Below are 18,831 nucleotides of genomic sequence, written 5' to 3'. Positions count from 1 at the left end.
GGGCCCGCCCGTCGGTGGCGGCGCGCGGGGCCCGGCAGCGGCCCGCCCAGAGGCCCTGGCCGGGCTCGGACAGGGCCGCGCGCTGCGCGGCAGAGCGACGGGAGCCGCCGTACGCCGTCCGCCCGCCGCGCGCCGCCAGGGCGGCAGGACGGGCGCCCCCCGCCCGTCCAGGAGCGGCGGGCCCAGACGGCTGTACGAGCGGGCACGCAGGGCCTGGGACCGGCCGCTGACCGCGTACTACCTGATCCTCGGCAGCGGTCTGCTGATCACCGTGCTCGGTCTGGTGATGGTGTACTCCGCGTCGATGATCTACGCGCTCCAGCTCTCGCTGCCGTCCACGTACTTCTTCCGCAAACAGTTCCTCGCGGTGGTCCTCGGCACCGGACTGCTGCTGCTCGCCTCCAGGATGCCGACCAAACTCCACCGGGCGCTGTCCTATCCGCTGCTGGTCGGCGCGGTCTTCCTGATGGTGCTCGTGCAGGTCCCCGGGATAGGGCGGTCGGTCAAGGGCAATCAGAACTGGATCTATCTGGGCGGCCCGTTCCAGCTCCAGCCCAGCGAGTTCGCCAAGCTCGCGCTGATCCTGTGGGGCGCCGATCTGCTCGCCCGCAAACAGGACAGGAGACTGCTGTCCCAGTGGAAGCATCTGCTGGTGCCGCTCGTGCCCGTCGCGTTCATGCTGCTCGGGCTGATCATGCTCGGCGGAGACATGGGCACGGCGATCATCCTGACCGCCATCCTCTTCGGTCTGCTCTGGCTCGCCGGCGCTCCCACCAGGCTCTTCGCCGGAGTGCTCGCCGTCGCGGGCCTGGTCGGCTTCGTACTGATCAAGACCAGCGAGAACCGGCTCTCCCGGTTCGCGTGCATCGGCGCGACCGATCTCGGCCCGAACGGCGAGTGCTGGCAGGCGGTCCACGGAATCTACGCCCTGGCCTCCGGAGGATGGTTCGGTTCCGGCCTCGGCGCGAGTGTGGAAAAATGGGGCCAACTGCCCGAACCGCACACCGACTTCATTTTCGCCATCACTGGGGAGGAACTGGGGCTGGCGGGGACGCTGTCGGTACTCGCCCTCTTCGCGGCTCTAGGCTATGCGGGTATCCGCGTGGCCGGACGCACGGAGGATCCCTTCGTGAGGTATGCCGCGGGAGGTGTGACCACCTGGATCGCGGCGCAGGCCGTGGTCAATATCGGTGCGGTGCTCGGTCTGCTGCCGATCGCCGGAGTCCCGCTCCCGCTGTTCTCCTACGGAGGATCGGCCCTGCTGCCGACCATGTTCGCCGTCGGGCTGCTGATCGCGTTCGCGCGAGAGGATCCCGCCGCGAAGGCGGCCCTGGCCATGCGGCGGCCCCGGGTGAGATGGAAGACGATGAGACGGCGCGTCAAGAAGCGTCCGTCCGGAGAGCGGTGAATTTCGGTGCATGTCGTACTCGCCGGTGGGGGGACCGCCGGCCACATCGAGCCCGCGCTCGCCCTCGCGGACGCCCTGCGCAGGCAGGACCCCACCGTGGGGATCACGGCCCTCGGCACGGAGCGCGGACTGGAGACCAGGCTCGTTCCCGAGCGGGGCTACGAGCTGGGACTGATCCCGGCCGTACCGCTGCCGCGCAAGCCCACACCCGAGCTGATCACCGTCCCCGGGCGGCTGCGCGGCACCATCAAGGCGGCCGAGCAGATCCTGGAGCGCACCAAGGCCGACTGCGTGGTGGGCTTCGGCGGCTATGTCGCCCTGCCCGGCTATCTCGCGGCGAAACGGCTCGGGGTGCCGATCATCGTCCACGAGGCCAACGCGAGGCCGGGACTGGCCAACAAGATCGGTTCGCGCTACGCGGCCGGAGTGGCCGTCTCCACGCCGGACAGCAAGCTCCGCAACGCGCGGTACATCGGTATCCCGCTGCGCCGTTCGATCGCCACGCTCGACCGGGCGCGGGCGCGTCCAGAGGCGCGCGCCGCCTTCGGGCTCGACCCGAACCTGCCGACGCTGCTCGTCTCCGGCGGCTCGCAGGGCGCGCGCCGGCTCAACGAGGTGATCCAGCAGATCGCTCCGGTGCTCCAGCGCTCCGGTATCCAGATCCTGCACGCGGTCGGTCCCAAGAATGAGATGCCGCGCGTGGACAACATGCCCGGAATGCCGCCCTATATCCCGGTACCGTATGTGGACCGGATGGATCTCGCGTACGCCGCGGCCGACATGATGCTCTGCCGCGCGGGCGCGATGACCGTCGCCGAACTCTCCGCCGTCGGGCTGCCCGCCGCCTATGTCCCGTTGCCGATCGGCAACGGCGAACAGCGGCTCAACGCCCAGCCGGTGGTGAAGGCCGGCGGCGGCCTGCTGGTCGACGACGCCGAACTCACGCCCGAGTGGGTGCAGAGCCAGGTCCTTCCGGTGCTCTCCGATCCGCACCGGTTGTACGAGATGTCCCGCGCCGCCGCCGAGTTCGGCCGCAGGGACGCCGACGACCTGCTGGTCGGCATGGTGTACGAGGCGATCGCCGCACGCCGTCAGGCGTAGGGAGGCAGGGGAGAGTGGCCGGACCGACGACCGCCGAGCGCGGCGCACGACCGCGTTCGAAGTCCGGCCGCTCTCCTGAGGAGTCCGCGGCCCGCCGGTTCCGGCTGCCGGGCCGCAGGCTGATGATCGTACTGATCATGGCGAGCGTGCTGCTCGCGGGCGGCACCTGGACGCTGTACGGCTCGAACTGGCTCCGGGTCGAACGGGTCAGCACCTCGGGCACCGTGGTGCTGACGCGCGCGGAGGTGGAGTCCGCCGCCTCCGTACCGGTCGGGGCGCCGCTGATTTCCGTGGACACGGACGCGATTGAGGCCAGGCTCCGGCGGAAGCTGCCACGTATCGATTCGGTCGAGGTGGCTCGTTCCTGGCCCCGGGGAATCAGTCTGAAAGTGATCGAACGAAAGCCCGTCCTGCTTATCGAAAAGGGCGCAAAGTTCATCGAAGTGGACGGGGACGGTGTACGTTTCGCCGAGGTGGAGAAGGCACCCGCCGGCGTCCCCGGGCTCGAATTGACGGTGGACCGGACAGCGGCTCCGCGGCGCTTCGGAACCGACCGGCTGATCCTCGAAGCCGTACGGGCCAGAAGTGAACTCCCCAGGAAAGTGGCCGCGGACACCAGGAAGGTCCGGGTCCGTTCGTACGACTCGATCTCCCTGGAGCTGACCGGCGGCCGTACGGTGATGTGGGGAAGCGCCGAGGACGGCGCGGCCAAGGCGCGTGCGCTCACCGCTCTGATGAAAGCGGCTCCCAGGGCCGCGTACTTCGATGTAAGTGCTCCCACCGCGCCTGCCGCGTCGGGGAGTTGACGGACATATGCGCTGGCCAGCACCCTGGTTGGTCAGCGCTATGGGTGATCACATAGGGTGAAAAGAAAAACGGGAGGTTCGGCGTGTTCGTTGAACGTGCGCCACTTGTCGACTTAGTGTCCTGTTCGGAAGAGTCCAAGAAGCGGACACACTGGTAACCCTGAACTTCAACGTCAGGGTTTGGGTCGGCGTTTCGGACCGTCCCATCGGCATCAGTCGTCGCGGCGCCACATCGGCGGAGCGGCGACACGTAACTCGAGGCGAGAGGCCTTCGACGTGGCAGCACCGCAGAACTACCTCGCAGTCATCAAGGTCATCGGTGTCGGCGGCGGTGGTGTCAATGCCATCAACCGAATGATCGAGGTCGGCCTCAAGGGTGTCGAGTTCATCGCGATCAACACCGACGCGCAAGCCCTGTTGATGAGCGACGCCGACGTCAAGCTCGACGTCGGCAGGGAACTCACCCGCGGCCTCGGGGCCGGAGCCAACCCGGCCGTCGGCCGCAAGGCGGCAGAGGACCACCGTGAGGAGATCGAGGAGGTCCTCAAGGGGGCCGACATGGTCTTCGTCACCGCCGGGGAGGGCGGCGGCACCGGCACGGGCGGCGCGCCCGTCGTGGCCAACATCGCCCGCTCGCTCGGGGCACTCACGATCGGTGTGGTCACCCGCCCGTTCACCTTCGAGGGCCGCCGCCGCGCGAACCAGGCCGAGGACGGCATCGCCGAACTCCGCGAAGAGGTCGACACCCTCATCGTCATCCCCAACGACCGGCTGCTCTCCATCTCGGACCGCCAGGTCAGTGTGCTCGACGCGTTCAAGTCGGCCGACCAGGTCCTGCTCTCCGGCGTCCAGGGCATCACCGACCTCATCACCACCCCCGGTCTGATCAACCTCGACTTCGCCGACGTCAAGTCCGTGATGTCCGAGGCGGGCTCGGCGCTCATGGGCATCGGCTCGGCCCGCGGCGACGACCGCGCGGTGGCCGCCGCCGAGATGGCGATCTCCTCGCCGCTCCTCGAAGCGTCCATCGACGGCGCGCGCGGTGTCCTGCTCTCCATCTCCGGCGGCTCCGACCTCGGTCTCTTCGAGATCAACGAGGCGGCCCAGCTGGTGAGCGAGGCGGCCCACCCCGAGGCCAACATCATCTTCGGCGCCGTCATCGACGACGCCCTCGGTGACGAGGTACGGGTCACCGTCATCGCGGCCGGCTTCGACGGCGGGCAGCCGCCGACCCGGCGCGAGACCGTGCTCGGCGCTTCGAGCAAGCGCGACGACCAGCCGGCCCCGTCCCGGGTGGACAGCGGCCGGTCCACGAGCGGACTGGGAACCGTGCCGCCGCGCGAGGACCGTCCGGCCAAGCACGACCCCGCCCCGGTGTCCAACGAGAAGCCCCTCTCGCCGGTGCACCCGCCGCATGTTCCCCCGGCCCGTCCGTACCAGCAGGACAGCCAGGCCGAGGAGCTGGACGTTCCGGACTTCTTGAAGTGATAGGCAGGCACGAGACACTGAGCGGCGCGCACTTCGCCTTCACCGACCGGTGGGGCGGGGTGAGCGCCGCTCCGTATGAGCGGCTCAACCTCGGTGGCGCGGTCGGCGACGATCCCGGGGCCGTACGGGCCAACCGTGAACTCGCGGCGAAGTCGCTGGCGCTCGACCCGGCGCGGGTCGTCTGGATGAACCAGGTGCACGGCCGCGACGTGGCCGTGGTCGAAGGACCGTGGACGAGCGGGGAGATCCCCGCCGTCGACGCGCTCGTCACCGTACGGCGCGGGCTGGCGCTCGCCGTACTCACCGCGGACTGCGTTCCCGTGCTGCTGGCCGATCCGGTTGCCGGGATCGTCGCCGCCGCCCACGCGGGACGTCCCGGTATGGTCGCCGGAGTCGTCCCGGCCGCCGTCGAGGCCATGATCGCGCTCGGCGCCGAACCGTCCAGGATCACCGCCCGTACCGGTCCCGCGGTCTGCGGGCGCTGCTACGAGGTCCCGGCGGCGATGCGGGACGAGGTGGCCGCCGCGGTACCGGAGTCCTGGTCCGAGACGAGCTGGTCGACCCCGGCGGTCGACGTCACCGCCGGAGTCCACGCGCAACTCGCGGCGCTGGGGGTCGAGGACCGGCGGCACGCCGGGGTCTGCACACTGGAGTCGGACGACCACTACTCGTACCGCCGCGACCGCACGACCGGGCGGCTCGCCGGATATGTCTGGCTGGACTGAGAGCGCATGAACGATCGCAGAACCGAACTCGCGGCGAATCTCGCCACGGTGGAGGAACGTATCGTCTCCGCCTGTGCGGCGGCGGGCCGTCAGCGGGAGGAGGTGACCCTGATCGTGGTCACCAAGACCTATCCCGCGAGTGATGTACGACTGCTCCATGAACTCGGCGTACGGCATGTGGCCGAGAACCGTGATCAGGATGCCGCCCCGAAAGCCGACGCTTGTGCGGATTTGTCGCTCATGTGGCATTTCGTTGGCCAGTTGCAGACGAACAAGGTCCGCTCCGTCGCCACTTACGCCGATGTCGTGCAGTCCGTCGACCGGATCAGACTGGTCTCGGCCCTCTCCTCGGCGGCCGTCCGCGCGGGGCGTGAACCGGTCTGCCTGATCCAGGTCGCGCTCGACGCGGAGTCCGGCGCACGCGGGGCGCGCGGCGGGGTGGCGCCCGACGGGATCGAGGAGTTGGCCACGGCGGTGGCCGGGGCGCCGGGACTGCGGCTCGGCGGTCTGATGACCGTGGCGCCGCTCGCCGGTCCGTACGCGGGCCGGCAACGGGCGGCGTTCGAGCGGCTGCTGGAATTCTCATCCCGCCTGCGCGCGGACCATCCGGCTGCGAACATGGTCTCAGCAGGGATGAGCTCGGACCTTGAGGACGCGGTAATGGCGGGAGCGACACATGTTCGCGTCGGTACGGCGGTACTCGGAGTCCGACCCCGGCTCGGGTAACGTCGCGAAGCAAGTCGGACCACAGCAGAAAATATGGTCATTTCCGCCGAAAGGCGGGCGGGCCTAGTGGATCGCGGGCACTTGGTGACGAGGCCGATCCACCACAGAGCGGAGGACTCAGAGCATGGCCGGCGCGATGCGCAAGATGGCGGTCTACCTCGGCCTCGTGGAGGACGATGGGTACGACGGCCGGGGTTTTGACCCCGACGACGATTTCGAACCCGAGCCTGAACCCGAGCGGGAGCACCGGCGCCACCAGCCCGTGCACCAGCAGGAGCGTGAGCGGGAACGGGAGCGGGAAGAGCCGATGCGGGTGGTTCAGCCTCCCGCCCAACGTGAACGCGAGCGCGAACCGGTGTCGCTGGGGGCCGAAATCGGGCGTCCGGCGCGAATCGCCCCCGTGGCATCCATCACACCTGAACGTCCGAGTCTGGAGAAGAACGCACCGGTGATCATGCCCAAGGTTGTGTCCGAGCGGGAGCCCTACCGCATCACCACATTGCACCCGAGGACCTACAACGAGGCCCGTACCATCGGGGAACACTTCCGTGAGGGCACTCCGGTGATCATGAATCTCACGGAGATGGACGACACCGATGCGAAGCGACTTGTCGACTTTGCCGCGGGACTGGTCTTCGGTCTCCATGGCAGCATTGAACGGGTGACGCAGAAGGTGTTCCTGCTGTCTCCTGCTAACGTCGATGTCACGGCGGAGGACAAGGCCCGCATCGCAGAGGGCGGGTTCTTCAACCAGAGCTAGGAACACAGCACCGGGAACGACCCGGTCGCGCGACGGGAACGGCCCGGCGCGGGACCGGACCAGAGTGAGCCAGGGGAGAGGGAAGCAGCGGGATGGGCGTCGCACTACAGGTGGTCTACATCGCGCTGATGTGCTTCCTCATCGTGCTTATTTTCCGGTTGGTCATGGACTACGTCTTCCAGTTCGCCCGCTCATGGCAGCCCGGCAAGGCGATGGTGGTCGTTCTGGAGGCCACCTACACTGTCACGGATCCACCGCTCAAGCTTCTTCGGCGGTTCATCCCGCCGTTGCGTCTCGGGGGCGTGGCACTCGACCTGTCCTTCTTCGTTCTGATGATCATCGTCTACATCCTGATCTCGCTGGTGAGCACTCTTGCGAGGGGGATGTGAACGATACGGTCTTGCCGACTGCCGACGACTACGTAGAGGTGAAGAAGAGATGCCATTGACCCCTGAGGACGTGCGGAACAAGCAGTTCACGACCGTCCGCCTCCGAGAAGGCTACGACGAGGACGAGGTCGATGCCTTTCTCGACGAGGTCGAGGCCGAACTGACGCGCCTGCTCCGCGAGAACGAGGACCTGCGCGCGAAGCTGGCCGCCGCGACGCGTGCCGCCGCGCAGAACCAGCAGCAGCAGGGCATGCGCAAGCCTCCGGAACAGCAGGACCGTCCCGGTGCGCCTGTCCCCGCCGCCATATCCGGACCGCCGGTCCAGCAGCAGCCGCCGCAGATGGGTCCGCCCCAGCTGCCCGGTGGCGCTCCGCAGCTCCCCGCGGGACCGAGTGGCCACGGTCCGCAGGGTCATGACCCGCGTGGCCAGCACGGCCCGGGACCGATGCAGGGCGGCCCCATGCAGGGTGGTCCCATGCAGGGCGGTCCGATGGGTCAGGGCGGCCCGATGCAGGGTGGTCCGATGGGCCAGGGTGGTCCCATGCAGGGCGGCCCCATGGGCCAGGGCGGCCCGATGCAGGGTGGTCCGATGGGCCAGGGCGGTCCCATGCAGGGCGGCCCGATGCAGGGCGGTCCCATGGGTGGACCGATGGGCGGCCCCATGGGCGGCCACGGCCCGCAGATGCAGCAGCCCGGTCAGGGACCCGGCGGCGACAGTGCCGCGCGGGTGCTCTCGCTCGCCCAGCAGACCGCCGACCAGGCGATCGCCGAGGCGCGCTCCGAGGCGAACAAGATCGTCGGTGAGGCGCGCAGCCGCGCCGAGGGCCTGGAGCGCGACGCGCGCGCCAAGGCGGACGCGCTGGAGCGGGACGCGCAGGAGAAGCACCGTGTGGCGATGGGCTCGCTGGAGTCCGCGCGCGCGACGCTGGAGCGCAAGGTCGAGGATCTGCGTGGCTTCGAGCGCGAGTACCGGACGCGTCTGAAGTCCTACCTGGAGAGCCAGCTCCGTCAGTTGGAGACCCAGGCGGACGACTCGCTGGCCCCGCCGCGTACCCCGGCGACGGCTTCGCTGCCGCCGTCCCCGTCGATGGCTCCGGCCGGAGCGGGTGCGATGGGGCACGGCGGGATGGGCGGGCCCTCCATGGGTCACGGCGGCCCCTCGGGCCCGTCGTACGGCGGTCAGCAGCAGATGTCCCCGGCGATGACGCAGCCGATGGCACCGGTACGGCCGCAGGCGCCGCAGCCGATGCAGCAGGCACCGTCGCCGATGCGGGGATTTCTGATCGACGAGGACGACAACTGACGTGGCCGCGCGCGGGTAACGCGTAGCCGTCGGCAGTCACAAGGGCCGGGCCCGGGGATCTCCCCGGGCCCGGCCCTTGTGTGTACGCGCTTCCGCCGCGGGCGGCCCGTCCCTTCCCTTTTCCGCCCCTCCAGAGACCGGGCCCGGTGCGGGGTGGGGGAGGAGGCCCCCCTACCCCGCCGGGGTCAGGACTTGCGGAGGTGGAAGGTGAGTTCCAGGGACTCGTCCGTGAACGGGGGGCCGTAGGAGGCGTCCGGGGTGCCCGGGGTGAAGGACGTGGCCAGGACCTCGTCCGAGATCAGGGGCGTGTGCGCGGTGAGGGCTTCCGTGGTGGACGGGGACGTGGCGCTCCAGCGGACGGCGATGCGGTCCGCGACGTCCAGGCCGCTGTTCTTGCGCGCCTCCTGGATCAGCCGGATCGCGTCACGGGCCAGGCCCGCGAGCCGCAGCTCCGGAGTGATCTCCAGGTCCAGCGCGACCGTCGCGCCCGAGTCGGACGCGACCGACCAGCCCTCACGCGGAGTCTCCGTGATGATGACCTCCTCCGGGGTGAGGGAGACCACGTCACCGTCGACCGTCACCGTCGCGTCGCCCTCGCGCAGGGCCAGCGACAGCGCCGCCGCGTCCGCGTCCGCGATCGCCTTCGCCACCACCTGGACGCCCTTGCCGAAACGCTTGCCCAGCGCGCGGAAGTTGGCCTTCGCCGTCGTGTCGACCAGCGAGCCGCCCACCTCGGAGAGCGTCGCCAGCGAGGAGACGTTCAGCTCCTCCGTGATCTGGGACCGCAGTTCGGGGGAGAGCGTCTCGAAGCCCGCCGCCGCGATCAGCGCGCGGGAGAGCGGCTGGCGGGTCTTCACACCCGACTCCGCCCGCGTCGCCCGGCCCAGTTCCACCAGCCTGCGCACCAGCGCCATCTGCCGCGAGAGCACCGGGTCGACCGCCGTGAGATCGGGCTCGGGCCAGCTCGCCAGATGCACCGACTCCACGGCGTCCGGAGTCACCGGCACGACCATGTCCTGCCAGACCCGCTCGGTGATGAACGGCGTCAGCGGCGCCATCAGCCGTGTGACCGTCTCCACCACGTCGTGCAGCGTGCGCAGCGCCGCCTTGTCGCCCTGCCAGAAGCGGCGCCGCGAGCGGCGGACGTACCAGTTGGAGAGATCGTCCACGAACGCCGAGAGCAGCTTGCCGGTGCGCTGGGTGTCGTAGGTCTCCATGGCCTGGGTGGTCTGGTCGACCAGCGCGTGCAGCTCGCTCAGCAGCCAGCGGTCCAGCAGCGGCCGGTCGGCCGGCGCCGGGTCGGCCCCGCTGGGCGCCCAACCCGACGTCCGGGCGTACAGGGCCTGGAAGACGACGGTGTTCCAGTACGTCAGCAGCGTCTTGCGCACGACCTCCTGGATCGTGCCGTGTCCGACCCGCCGCGCGGCCCACGGGGAGCCGCCGGCCGCCATGAACCAGCGGACCGCGTCCGCGCCGTGCTGGTCCATCAACGGGATCGGCTGGAGGATGTTGCCCAGGTGCTTGGACATCTTCCGGCCGTCCTCGGCGAGGATGTGACCGAGGCAGACGACGTTCTCGTACGACGACTTGTCGAAGACCAGCGTGCCGACGGCCATCAGCGTGTAGAACCAGCCGCGCGTCTGGTCGATCGCCTCCGAGATGAACTGCGCCGGATAGCGCTGCTCGAAGAGGTCCTTGTTCTTGTACGGGTAGCCCCACTGCGCGAACGGCATCGAGCCCGAGTCGTACCAGGCGTCGATCACCTCGGGAACCCGCACGGCCTCCAGCCCGCACCCCCCGGCGGGACAGGCGAAGGTGACGGCGTCGATGAAGGGGCGGTGCGGATCCAGCCCCGACTGGTCGCTGCCCGTCAGCTCCGTCAGCTCCGTGCGTGAACCCACACAGGTCAGGTGGTTCTCCGCACAGCGCCAGATGGGCAGCGGTGTGCCCCAGTAGCGGTTGCGGGAGAGCGCCCAGTCGACGTTGTTGTTCAGCCAGTCGCCGTACCTGCCGTGCTTGACCGAGTCCGGGAACCAGTTGGTCTTCTCGTTCTCGTCGAGCAGCCGGTCCTTGATCGCGGTCGTGCGGATGTACCAGGACGGCTGCGCGTAGTAGAGGAGCGCGGTGTGGCAGCGCCAGCAGTGCGGATAGCTGTGCTCGTACGGCACATGCCGGAACAGCAGCCCGCGCTCGCGCAGATCCTCGGTCAGGGCCTCGTCGGCCTTCTTGAAGAAGACCCCGCCGACCAGCGGCAGGTCCTCCTCGAAGGTGCCGTCGGGGCGCACCGGGTTGACGACGGGAAGGCCGTACGCGCGGCACACCTTCAGGTCGTCCTCGCCGAAGGCCGGGGACTGGTGGACCAGACCCGTGCCGTCCTCCGTCGTGACGTACTCGGCGTTGACGACGTAGTGCGCCTCGGTCCCGTCGGGGAAGTCGATCAGTGTGAAGGGACGGTCGTAGGTCCAGCGCTCCATCTCGCGGCCGGTGAAGGACTCACCGGTGGGCTCCCAGCCCTCGCCCAGCGCCTTCTCCAGCAGCGGCCGGGCCACGACGAGCTTCTCCTCGCCGTCGGTCGCGACCACATAGGTGACCTCGGGGTGCGCGGCCACGGCGGTGTTCGACACCAGCGTCCACGGAGTGGTCGTCCAGACCAGCAGCGACGCCTCGCCGGCGAGCGGTCCCGAGGTGAGCGGGAAGCGGACGAAGACCGAGGGATCGACGATCGTCTCGTATCCCTGGGCCAGCTCGTGGTCGGAGAGACCGGTCTGGTCGCGCGGGCACCAGGGTGCCACCCGGTAGTCCTGGACCAGCAGGCCCTTGTCGAAGATCTCCTTCAGCGACCACCAGACGGAGTCGATGTACTCCGGGTCCATGGTGCGGTACGCGTCGTCCAGATCGACCCAGTACCCCATGCGCGTCGTGAGCTCGGTGAAGGCGTCGGTGTGCCGGGTCACGGACTCGCGGCACCTGGCGTTGAACTCGGCGATGCCGTACGCCTCGATGTCCTTCTTGCCGTTGAAGCCCAGCTCCTTCTCCACGGCCAGCTCCACCGGCAGACCGTGGCAGTCCCAGCCGGCCTTGCGGGCGACGTGGTAGCCGCGCATGGTGCGAAAGCGCGGGAAGACGTCCTTGAAGACGCGGGCCTCGATGTGGTGCGCGCCCGGCATGCCGTTGGCGGTCGGCGGGCCCTCGTAGAAGACCCACTCGGGGCGGCCCTCGGAGCGTTCGAGGCTCTTGTCGAAGACCTTGCTCTCACGCCAGAAATCGAGCACGGCGTGCTCCAGCGCGGGCAGGTCGACCTGGGCGGGGACCTGGCGGTACTGGGGTGGCGTCACTGGTGTCATGGGGCGCTTCCTCCGGCGGAACTGCGACATCTCCGTCGGAGGGACGAGAGCCTGGGCTCCCGCGGTACCACCCTCCTTGGCCCCGGGCGCGCTCCGCCCGCGGCCCCCTCATTGGGGTCGCGCTGCCGGTTCTACTCGCACCGGGTCCAGCGATCCGACCAGGGCTTTCTTCCGGCGGCTCCGGGGTGATCCTTCACATCGCGCTCTGCCCCCGGGCTCGCACCGTCCCCGGGTCGCTCATGGCCGCGTACGACGCTACTCGTCCCCATCCACGCCTTTCGCTGGAGCCCAGTGTACGGGGCGGTGGACGGCGGGGCCGACCGGTTTCCGGCGGAGGTGCCGTACGGCCGAACGTATGACCCGAATGGTTATACCGGCCCTTTCGGACTTTGTGGCCGCCCGGCGGCGGATTACCGGGCGGCGAGCTGGGCACAACGGATGGAGGCTCGTCTTGTCACGCCATGGGGAGGGCCGAAGCGGCGGCGTGCCCCGTTGCCGCGGGGCTGGTGTCGATTTATCGTCCCAGCACGATTCGCGAGCAAGATCACAATGTGTGAAGGGGCCGCGGCCATGGTGGCGAAGAAGACCGCCGCGAAGAAGTCGGCCACGGCCAGGAAGGCGTCGGCCGGGAAGGCACCGGCGAAGAAGTCCACCACCGCGAAGACCACCCCGAACAGCACAGCCGAGAAGACCATCGCGAAGAAGACCTCCATGAGGAAGACCGCAACGAAGAAGCCGGCGGCCGAGAAGGCCCCGGCGAAGAAGGCACCGGCCCGGAAGCCACCGGCTCAGAAGGCCGTCGCGAAGAAGGCCGAGAGGAAGCCGGCCGCGGAGAAGCGGGCGGCGGAGAAGCCGTCCGCGCGGAAGACGGCCACGAAGAAGGCAGCGAAAAAGGCGCCGGTGGGCAAGGCACCTGCGAAGAAGGCCGCGTCCGCGGCCAAGGGGGCGGCCAAGGCCGCGGAACAGACGGGAGCCAAAACGGTGGGAGCCAAGAAGACTGCGGGTGGCAGGAGCACGGCGGCCGGCGAGCCCGCCTCGGTGGTCGCGACAGCGGTCTCCACGGCCGACGCCGCCGTGACCCCTCCCGATGAGCTGGCCGTACGGCCGGGCGAGGATCCCTGGACCGAGGAGGAGGTCGCCGCGGCCCGGGACGAGCTGGAGGGCGAGATCGCCCGGCTGACCGCCGAGATCACCTCGTCCGAGACCGCCCTCGTCGGCCTGATGCGGGATTCCGGCGACGGAGCCGGTGACGACGACGCCGACACCGGCACCAAGAACATCACGCGCGAGCACGAGATGGCGCTCGCCGCCAACGCCCGCGAGATGCTGGAGCAGACCGAGCGCGCGCTCCAGCGGCTGGACTCCGGCACCTACGGTCTCTGCGAGATCTGCGGCAGGCCGATCGGCAAGGCCCGGATGCAGGCGTTCCCGCGGGCCACGCTCTGCGTGGAGGACAAACAAAAGCAGGAACGTCGAGGCTGAACGCGTACGGAGGTGCCGTACCCTCGTCCTCAGTCAGGCGTCTAGGTTGAGGGACTCACGTGGCAGAGGCGGAGCGCGTTATCGGTACGCCGGATGTTCCGGATGTGGACGACGAGACTGCGGCTCCCGCCGAGCAGTCCAGGGGGAAGCGCAAGATCGCCACGCTCTTCACCGTCGCCGTCCTGGCCTACCTGCTTGACCTCGGTTCCAAGATGCTCGTGGTGGCCAAGCTGGAGCACCACGAGCCGATCGAGATCATCGGTGATCTGCTGAGGTTCGAGGCGATCAGGAACCCCGGAGCCGCCTTCGGTGTCGGTGAGGCGTTCACGGTGATCTTCACGATCATCGCGGCGACCGTGATCGTGGTGATCGCCCGGCTGGCGCGCAAGCTCTACAGCCTGCCCTGGGCGATCGCGCTCGGACTGCTGCTCGGCGGCGCGCTGGGCAATCTCACCGACCGGATCTTCCGCTCGCCGGGCGTCTTCCAGGGCGCCGTCGTGGACTTCATCGCTCCCGCGCACTTCGCGGTCTTCAATCTCGCCGACTCCGCGATCGTCTGCGGAGGAATCCTCATCGTGCTGCTGTCGTTCCGGGGTCTCGACCCGGACGGGACCGTCCACAAGGACTGACCGGGGCCGACCGGGCCCGTCGGGGGCTTGTCCACAGGCGGCCGGGGCTGTCCACAGGCGGGACCGGCCACCGGCTCGGCAAGGCATACTCGACGCGTGAGCTTTCCCGAGATCAGAACGCTGCCCGTACCCGACGGCCTGGAGGGCGAGCGCGTCGACGCCGCCATAGCCCGTATGTTCGGGTTCTCCCGTACGAAGGCGGCGGAGCTGGCCGCCTCCGGGAAGGTCCAGGTCGACGGCTCCGTCGTCGGGAAGTCCGAGCGGGTCAACGGCGGCGCCTGGCTCGAAGTGGAGATGCCTCCGGCGGCGGCGCCCGTGGAGATCGTGGCGGAGCCCGTCGAGGGCATGGAGATCGTGCACGACGACGACGACATCGTCGTGATCGTCAAGCCGGTCGGTGTGGCCGCACACCCGAGCCCGGGCTGGACCGGGACCACGGTCATCGGCGGTCTCGCCGCCGCCGGCTACCGGATCTCGACCTCGGGCGCCGCCGAGCGCCAGGGCGTCGTCCACCGGCTCGACGTCGGGACCTCGGGGCTGATGGTCGTGGCCAAGTCGGAGCGGGCGTACACCCTGCTCAAGGCACAGTTCCGGGACCGGGTCGTCGATAAGCGCTACCACGCGCTGGTGCAGGGGCATCCGGACCCGATGAGCGGGACCATCGACGCTCCGATCGGGCGCCATCCCCATCATGACTACAAGTGGGCGGTGACCGCGGAGGGCAAGCCGTCGGTCACGCACTACGACCTGGTCGAGGCCTTCCGGTCGGCGTCCCTGCTGGACATCAAGCTGGAGACGGGGCGTACGCACCAGATCCGGGTGCACATGGCGGCCCACCGCCATCCCTGTGTGGGCGATCTGACCTATGGCGCCGATCCGACGCTGGCCAAGCGGCTCGGGCTGACCCGGCAGTGGCTGCACGCGGTGCGGCTGGGCTTCGAGCATCCGTCGGACGGGCGGTGGGTGGAGTTCTCCAGCACCTACCCCGAGGATCTTCAGCAGGCGCTGGACCGGGTCAGGGCGGAGAGCAACACATGAGCGGGCCCGTGACCGGGGCCGGGGCCGTGACCGGCGCGGACACCGGCTTTGTGATCCGGCTCGCGACGGATCCGGCGGACATCGAGGCGTGCTTCGCGGTCCGCAAGGAGGTCTTCGTGGTCGAGCAGCGGGTCGCCGAGGACATCGAGTACGACGGGCGTGACGATCAGGCGCTCCAGGTGCTCGCCGTCCGTGACGACGGAGTGCCGCTGGGCACCGGACGGCTGCTGTACGGGCCCGGCGCCGCCGACCGGACCGGCGGCGATCCGGCCGTGGGCTCGCTGGGCCGGCTCGCGGTCACCGCGGCGGCCCGTGGCCGGGGCATCGGCGCCGCGCTGGTACGGGCCATCGAGGACGCGGCGCGTGAGCGCGGTCTCACGGTGGTGGATCTGCACGCGCAGTCGCACGCTCTGGGCTTCTACGAGCGGCTCGGATACGAGGCGTACGGGCCCGAGTACCTGGACGCGGACATTCCGCACCGCTCGATGCGCCGTACGATCCGGGGCGGCGCCGCGACGGCCTGACCGCAGCGCCGCCGCGACCGTACGGCGGCGCGTGGCAGGCTTGAGGTCCTGATCACCGATGGCCGCCATCGGGGGCGCGACCACCGGAGGGCGCACTGTGGACCAACTGGCCCTGCTGCTCGTGCTGTTGCTCGGCGCGGTGATCACGGTGCCGCTCGGCGAACGGCTCAGGCTGCCCGCGCCGGTGCTGATGACGCTCGTCGGGATCGGCCTGGCCCTGCTGCCGTTCGTGCCGGACGTCCAGGTGCCGCCGGACTTCATCCTGCCGCTGCTGCTGCCGCCTCTGCTCTACGCCGCCGTACAGCGCACCTCCTGGCGGCAGTTCGCCGCCAACAAGCGTCCCATCTTCCTGCTCGCGGTCGCGCTGGTCTTCGTGACGACCGCGGCGGTGGCGGTCGTCGCCAACTCCGTCGTGCCCGGCCTTCCGGTCGCCGCCGCGGTCGCGCTGGGCGCGCTCGTGGCGCCGCCCGACCCGGTCGCCGCGACCGCCGTCGCGGGCTCGCTCGGACTGCCGAGGCGGCTGGTCTCGATCCTGGAGGGCGAGGGGCTCTTCAACGATGTCACCGCGATCGTGCTCTACCACGTGGCGATCGCCGCGGCCGTCAGCGGGACGTTCTCCTGGCCGGGCGCGGTCGGGGCGTTCGTGCTCTCCGCGGTGGTGGCCGTGCTGGTCGGACTCGCCCTCGGCTGGATCTCCAACAAGCTGATGTCGGTGCTCGGCGACGCGACGCTGCAGATCGGGCTGACGCTCCTGGTGCCGTTCGTCAGCTACGTACTCGCCGAGGAGCTGTACGGTTCCGGCGTCCTCGCCGTCCTCACCACCGCCCTCTTCCTCGCCGAGCACACCGCCGACGCCGACGACGTGATGGGACGGCTCGCGGGGAACTCCTTCTGGCAGGTCGTGGACGTCCTGGTGACCGGTGTCGCCTTCGGCCTCATCGGGCTGGAGCTCCACAACGCCTTCGGCTCGGCCGGCGGCCGGGAGGGCCGGATGCTCGGCTGGGGCGCGGCGATCGTCGGGGTGGTCGTGGTCGTACGGCTGCTCTGGCTGCTTCCCGCGACCTGGCTGGCCAAGCGGCTGCACAAGCTCCGCGACTACGACGAGGACATCCCGGTCGGCTGGCGCGAGACCGTGGTGATGTGGTGGGCCGGGATGCGCGGAGTGGCCTCGGTGGCCCTGGCGCTGGCGATCCCGCTGAAGACCGACGACGGGCGGCCGTTCCCCGGCCGGGACGAGATCATCTTCATCGCCTTCGCGGTCATCGTGACCACCCTGGTCTTCCAGGGACTCACCCTGCCCTGGCTGGTGAGGAGGCTCGGCGTCCGGGCCGACACCGACGCCGAGCGGGAGCTGGAGCACTCGCTCGCGGTCCGCGCGGCCAAGGCGGCCAGGCGCAGGCTGAAGGAGATCGAGGACGTCGAGGAGCTGCCCGAGGACATCAGCGAGCGGCTCCAGCGGGCGGCCTTCGACGTCGGCGTACGGATCAGTCCCGACATCGTCGACGACGAGCGGCGCGAGTGGGTCACGGGCCGGGTCTCCCGGCTCAGGACCATGCAGCGCATCCAGCGCGAGATGATGTCGGCGGCCCGGCACGAGGTCCTCGCGGCCCGCAGTGAACCGGGCACGGATCCCGAGGTGGTGGACCGGGTGCTGCGCCATCTCGACGTCCGCAGCATGCGCTGAGCGCGAGCCGCCGCCCGGACCCGTCTGCCGCCGGACGCGTCTTCCGCCCGGATGTGACAGGCCGGCCGGGCGTGACGGGCCGCCGGGCGTGACGGGCCGGCCGGGCGTGGCACACCGGCCGGGCGTGGCACACCGCCCGGACGCGACGGGCCGCCGGGCGCGACGGGCCGCCGGGCGCGACGGGCCGCCGGGCGCGACGGGCCGCCGGGCGCGACGGGGCGCCCGGGGCCTGGACCGTCAGTCCCGGTCGGGGCCCGGCCGGCCGGAGTCCTCGCGGGTGCCCGCGCCGGAGGGATGTCTGTCGGAGCGCTCCGGCTCCGACGCGGGCTCCTGCTCTCCGCGGCTCTGCGTCGGCAGGATCGCCGCCGGCGCCGTACCGATCCTCGGCAGGGCGTACGCGTGGTCCTCGGCCAGCCAGGCGAGCATCGCCTCCCGCACCTCGCACCGCACCGTCCAGATGTCGCTCGCGTCCTTGGCCGTCACCACCGCCCGCACCTCCATCGTGCTGGGAGTGGTGTCGGTGACCGCCAGATTCCAGTCGCGCCCGTCCCAGGCCGGGCACTCCAGCAGGATCGCGTGCAGCTTCTCGCGCATCAGCGGCACCGGCGCGGAGTGGTCGAGCTGGAAGAAGACCGTGCCGGTCATCTGGATCCCGCCGCGCGACCAGTTCTCGAACGGCTGGCTGGTGAAGTACGAGACGGGCATCGTGATCCGCCGCTCGTCCCAGGTCCGTACCGTGAGGAAGGTGAGCGTGACCTCCTCGACCACGCCCCACTCGCCGTCCACCACCACGGTGTCGCCGATCCGCACCATGTCGCCGAACGCGATCTGGAAGCCCGCGAAGAGATTGCCGAGCGTGGACTGCGCGGCCACACCGGCGACGATGCCGATGATGCCCGCCGAGGCCAGCATCGAGGTGCCGACCGCCCGCATGTCGGGGAAGGTCAGCAGGATCGCCGCGACGGCCACCACCACGACGACCGCGGCCACGATGCGCATGATCAGCGTCACCTGCGTACGGACCCGGCGGACCCGGGCCGGATCGCGGGTGGAGGAGGCGTAGCGCGCGTACGCCGACTCCACCACGGCGGACACGATCCGTACGACCAGCCAGGCACCCGCGCCGATCAGCACGAGCGACAGGGCCCGGCCGATCACCGTGTGGTACCTCTCGAAGATCCACCAGCCCGTCTCACGGAACGAGCCGCGCAGCATGGTGGTGAGCAGGACCACCTGCAACGGCAGCCGGCAGCGGCGCAGCAGGCCCCAGAGCGGGATCTCGGGATGGCGCCGGTCCGCGCGGCGCAGCAGTTGGTCGGCCGCCCAGCCGACGGCCAGGGTGAGCAGGACCGAGCCCCCGAGCACGGTCAGTGGGCGCAGTACGTTCTCCATGGCTCCCTCGCTGGTCGACGACACGGGCTGGC

Annotated in this window: 16 protein-coding genes; 14 read left to right on the top strand and 2 right to left on the bottom strand. The window is 70.2% G+C overall.

Annotation, left to right across the window (positions count from 1 at the left end):
• The first annotated feature begins 82 nt into the window (after positions 1–82).
• The 9 genes from ftsW (at position 83) to BFF77_RS21035 (ending at position 8,706) form a co-directional block, all read left to right on the top strand.
• On the top strand, positions 83–1,408 hold the full coding sequence (ftsW, locus tag BFF77_RS21075; protein WP_107422209.1) for a putative lipid II flippase FtsW: 1,326 nt from the start codon (positions 83–85) through the stop codon (positions 1,406–1,408).
• Between the two features lie 6 nt (positions 1,409–1,414).
• Positions 1,415–2,509, top strand: coding sequence for an undecaprenyldiphospho-muramoylpentapeptide beta-N-acetylglucosaminyltransferase (murG, locus tag BFF77_RS21070; RefSeq protein WP_066952260.1), 1,095 nt, complete (start codon positions 1,415–1,417; stop codon positions 2,507–2,509).
• Between the two features lie 14 nt (positions 2,510–2,523).
• A complete protein-coding gene (locus BFF77_RS21065) occupies positions 2,524–3,315 on the top strand; it encodes a cell division protein FtsQ/DivIB (protein WP_066952258.1) in 792 nt (263 codons plus the stop codon).
• Between the two features lie 276 nt (positions 3,316–3,591).
• Entirely contained in the window at positions 3,592–4,803 is a 1,212-nt protein-coding gene (ftsZ, locus tag BFF77_RS21060; protein WP_066952256.1) for a cell division protein FtsZ, read from the top strand.
• Positions 4,800–5,528: a peptidoglycan editing factor PgeF gene (gene pgeF, locus BFF77_RS21055; protein ID WP_245703626.1), complete on the top strand. Its 729-nt coding sequence runs from the start codon at positions 4,800–4,802 to the stop codon at positions 5,526–5,528. Before ftsZ ends, pgeF begins: the two co-directional genes overlap by 4 nt.
• Positions 5,529–5,534: 6 nt before the next feature.
• Positions 5,535–6,254, top strand: a complete 720-nt coding sequence (locus BFF77_RS21050; RefSeq protein ID WP_066952254.1) for a YggS family pyridoxal phosphate-dependent enzyme — start codon at positions 5,535–5,537, stop codon at positions 6,252–6,254.
• Between the two features lie 124 nt (positions 6,255–6,378).
• Positions 6,379–7,014 carry a cell division protein SepF gene (locus BFF77_RS21045; protein WP_066952252.1) on the top strand — a complete coding sequence of 212 codons (636 nt, stop codon included), beginning with the start codon at positions 6,379–6,381 and terminating at the stop codon, positions 7,012–7,014.
• Between the two features lie 92 nt (positions 7,015–7,106).
• Positions 7,107–7,403 carry a YggT family protein gene (locus BFF77_RS21040; RefSeq protein ID WP_046507963.1) on the top strand — a complete coding sequence of 99 codons (297 nt, stop codon included), beginning with the start codon at positions 7,107–7,109 and terminating at the stop codon, positions 7,401–7,403.
• Positions 7,404–7,452: 49 nt separating this feature from the next.
• The gene (locus tag BFF77_RS21035) at positions 7,453–8,706 is read left to right on the top strand and encodes a DivIVA domain-containing protein (protein WP_066952250.1); all 1,254 of its coding nucleotides are present in this window, start codon (positions 7,453–7,455) and stop codon (positions 8,704–8,706) included.
• A 185-nt stretch (positions 8,707–8,891) separates the two neighbouring features.
• On the opposite strand, the gene ileS is transcribed toward BFF77_RS21035, so the two are convergent.
• Entirely contained in the window at positions 8,892–12,041 is a 3,150-nt protein-coding gene (gene ileS, locus BFF77_RS21030) for an isoleucine--tRNA ligase (protein WP_066952248.1), read from the bottom strand.
• A gap of 558 nt (positions 12,042–12,599) precedes the next feature.
• On the opposite strand from ileS, the gene BFF77_RS21025 reads away from it, so the two are divergent.
• From BFF77_RS21025 to BFF77_RS21005, 5 genes are all read left to right on the top strand, one after another.
• Positions 12,600–13,532, top strand: a complete 933-nt coding sequence (locus BFF77_RS21025; protein WP_342671249.1) for a TraR/DksA family transcriptional regulator — start codon at positions 12,600–12,602, stop codon at positions 13,530–13,532.
• Positions 13,533–13,591: 59 nt separating this feature from the next.
• Entirely contained in the window at positions 13,592–14,161 is a 570-nt protein-coding gene (lspA, locus tag BFF77_RS21020) for a signal peptidase II (RefSeq protein WP_066952244.1), read from the top strand.
• A 96-nt stretch (positions 14,162–14,257) separates the two neighbouring features.
• The gene (locus BFF77_RS21015; protein ID WP_066952242.1) at positions 14,258–15,199 is read left to right on the top strand and encodes an RluA family pseudouridine synthase; all 942 of its coding nucleotides are present in this window, start codon (positions 14,258–14,260) and stop codon (positions 15,197–15,199) included.
• The gene (locus BFF77_RS21010) at positions 15,196–15,723 is read left to right on the top strand and encodes a GNAT family N-acetyltransferase (RefSeq protein ID WP_066952240.1); all 528 of its coding nucleotides are present in this window, start codon (positions 15,196–15,198) and stop codon (positions 15,721–15,723) included. Before BFF77_RS21015 ends, BFF77_RS21010 begins: the two co-directional genes overlap by 4 nt.
• A 97-nt stretch (positions 15,724–15,820) precedes the next feature.
• Positions 15,821–17,407 (top strand): Na+/H+ antiporter, encoded by a 1,587-nt coding sequence (locus BFF77_RS21005; protein WP_066952238.1) that lies wholly within the window; start codon positions 15,821–15,823, stop codon positions 17,405–17,407.
• Positions 17,408–17,644: 237 nt separating this feature from the next.
• Here BFF77_RS21005 and BFF77_RS21000 read toward each other — a convergent pair whose 3' ends face one another.
• Complete coding sequence (locus BFF77_RS21000; protein ID WP_066952236.1) at positions 17,645–18,799, bottom strand: mechanosensitive ion channel family protein; 1,155 nt, start codon at positions 18,797–18,799, stop codon at positions 17,645–17,647.
• Between the last annotated feature and the right edge of the window lie 32 nt (positions 18,800–18,831).

It is taken from the genome of Streptomyces lushanensis (assembly GCF_001700515.1).
GTDB lineage: Bacteria > Actinomycetota > Actinomycetes > Streptomycetales > Streptomycetaceae > Streptomyces > Streptomyces lushanensis.
The sequence above is the reverse complement of the archived record's forward strand: the minus strand, read 5'-3'. Positions and strand labels throughout refer to the sequence as shown.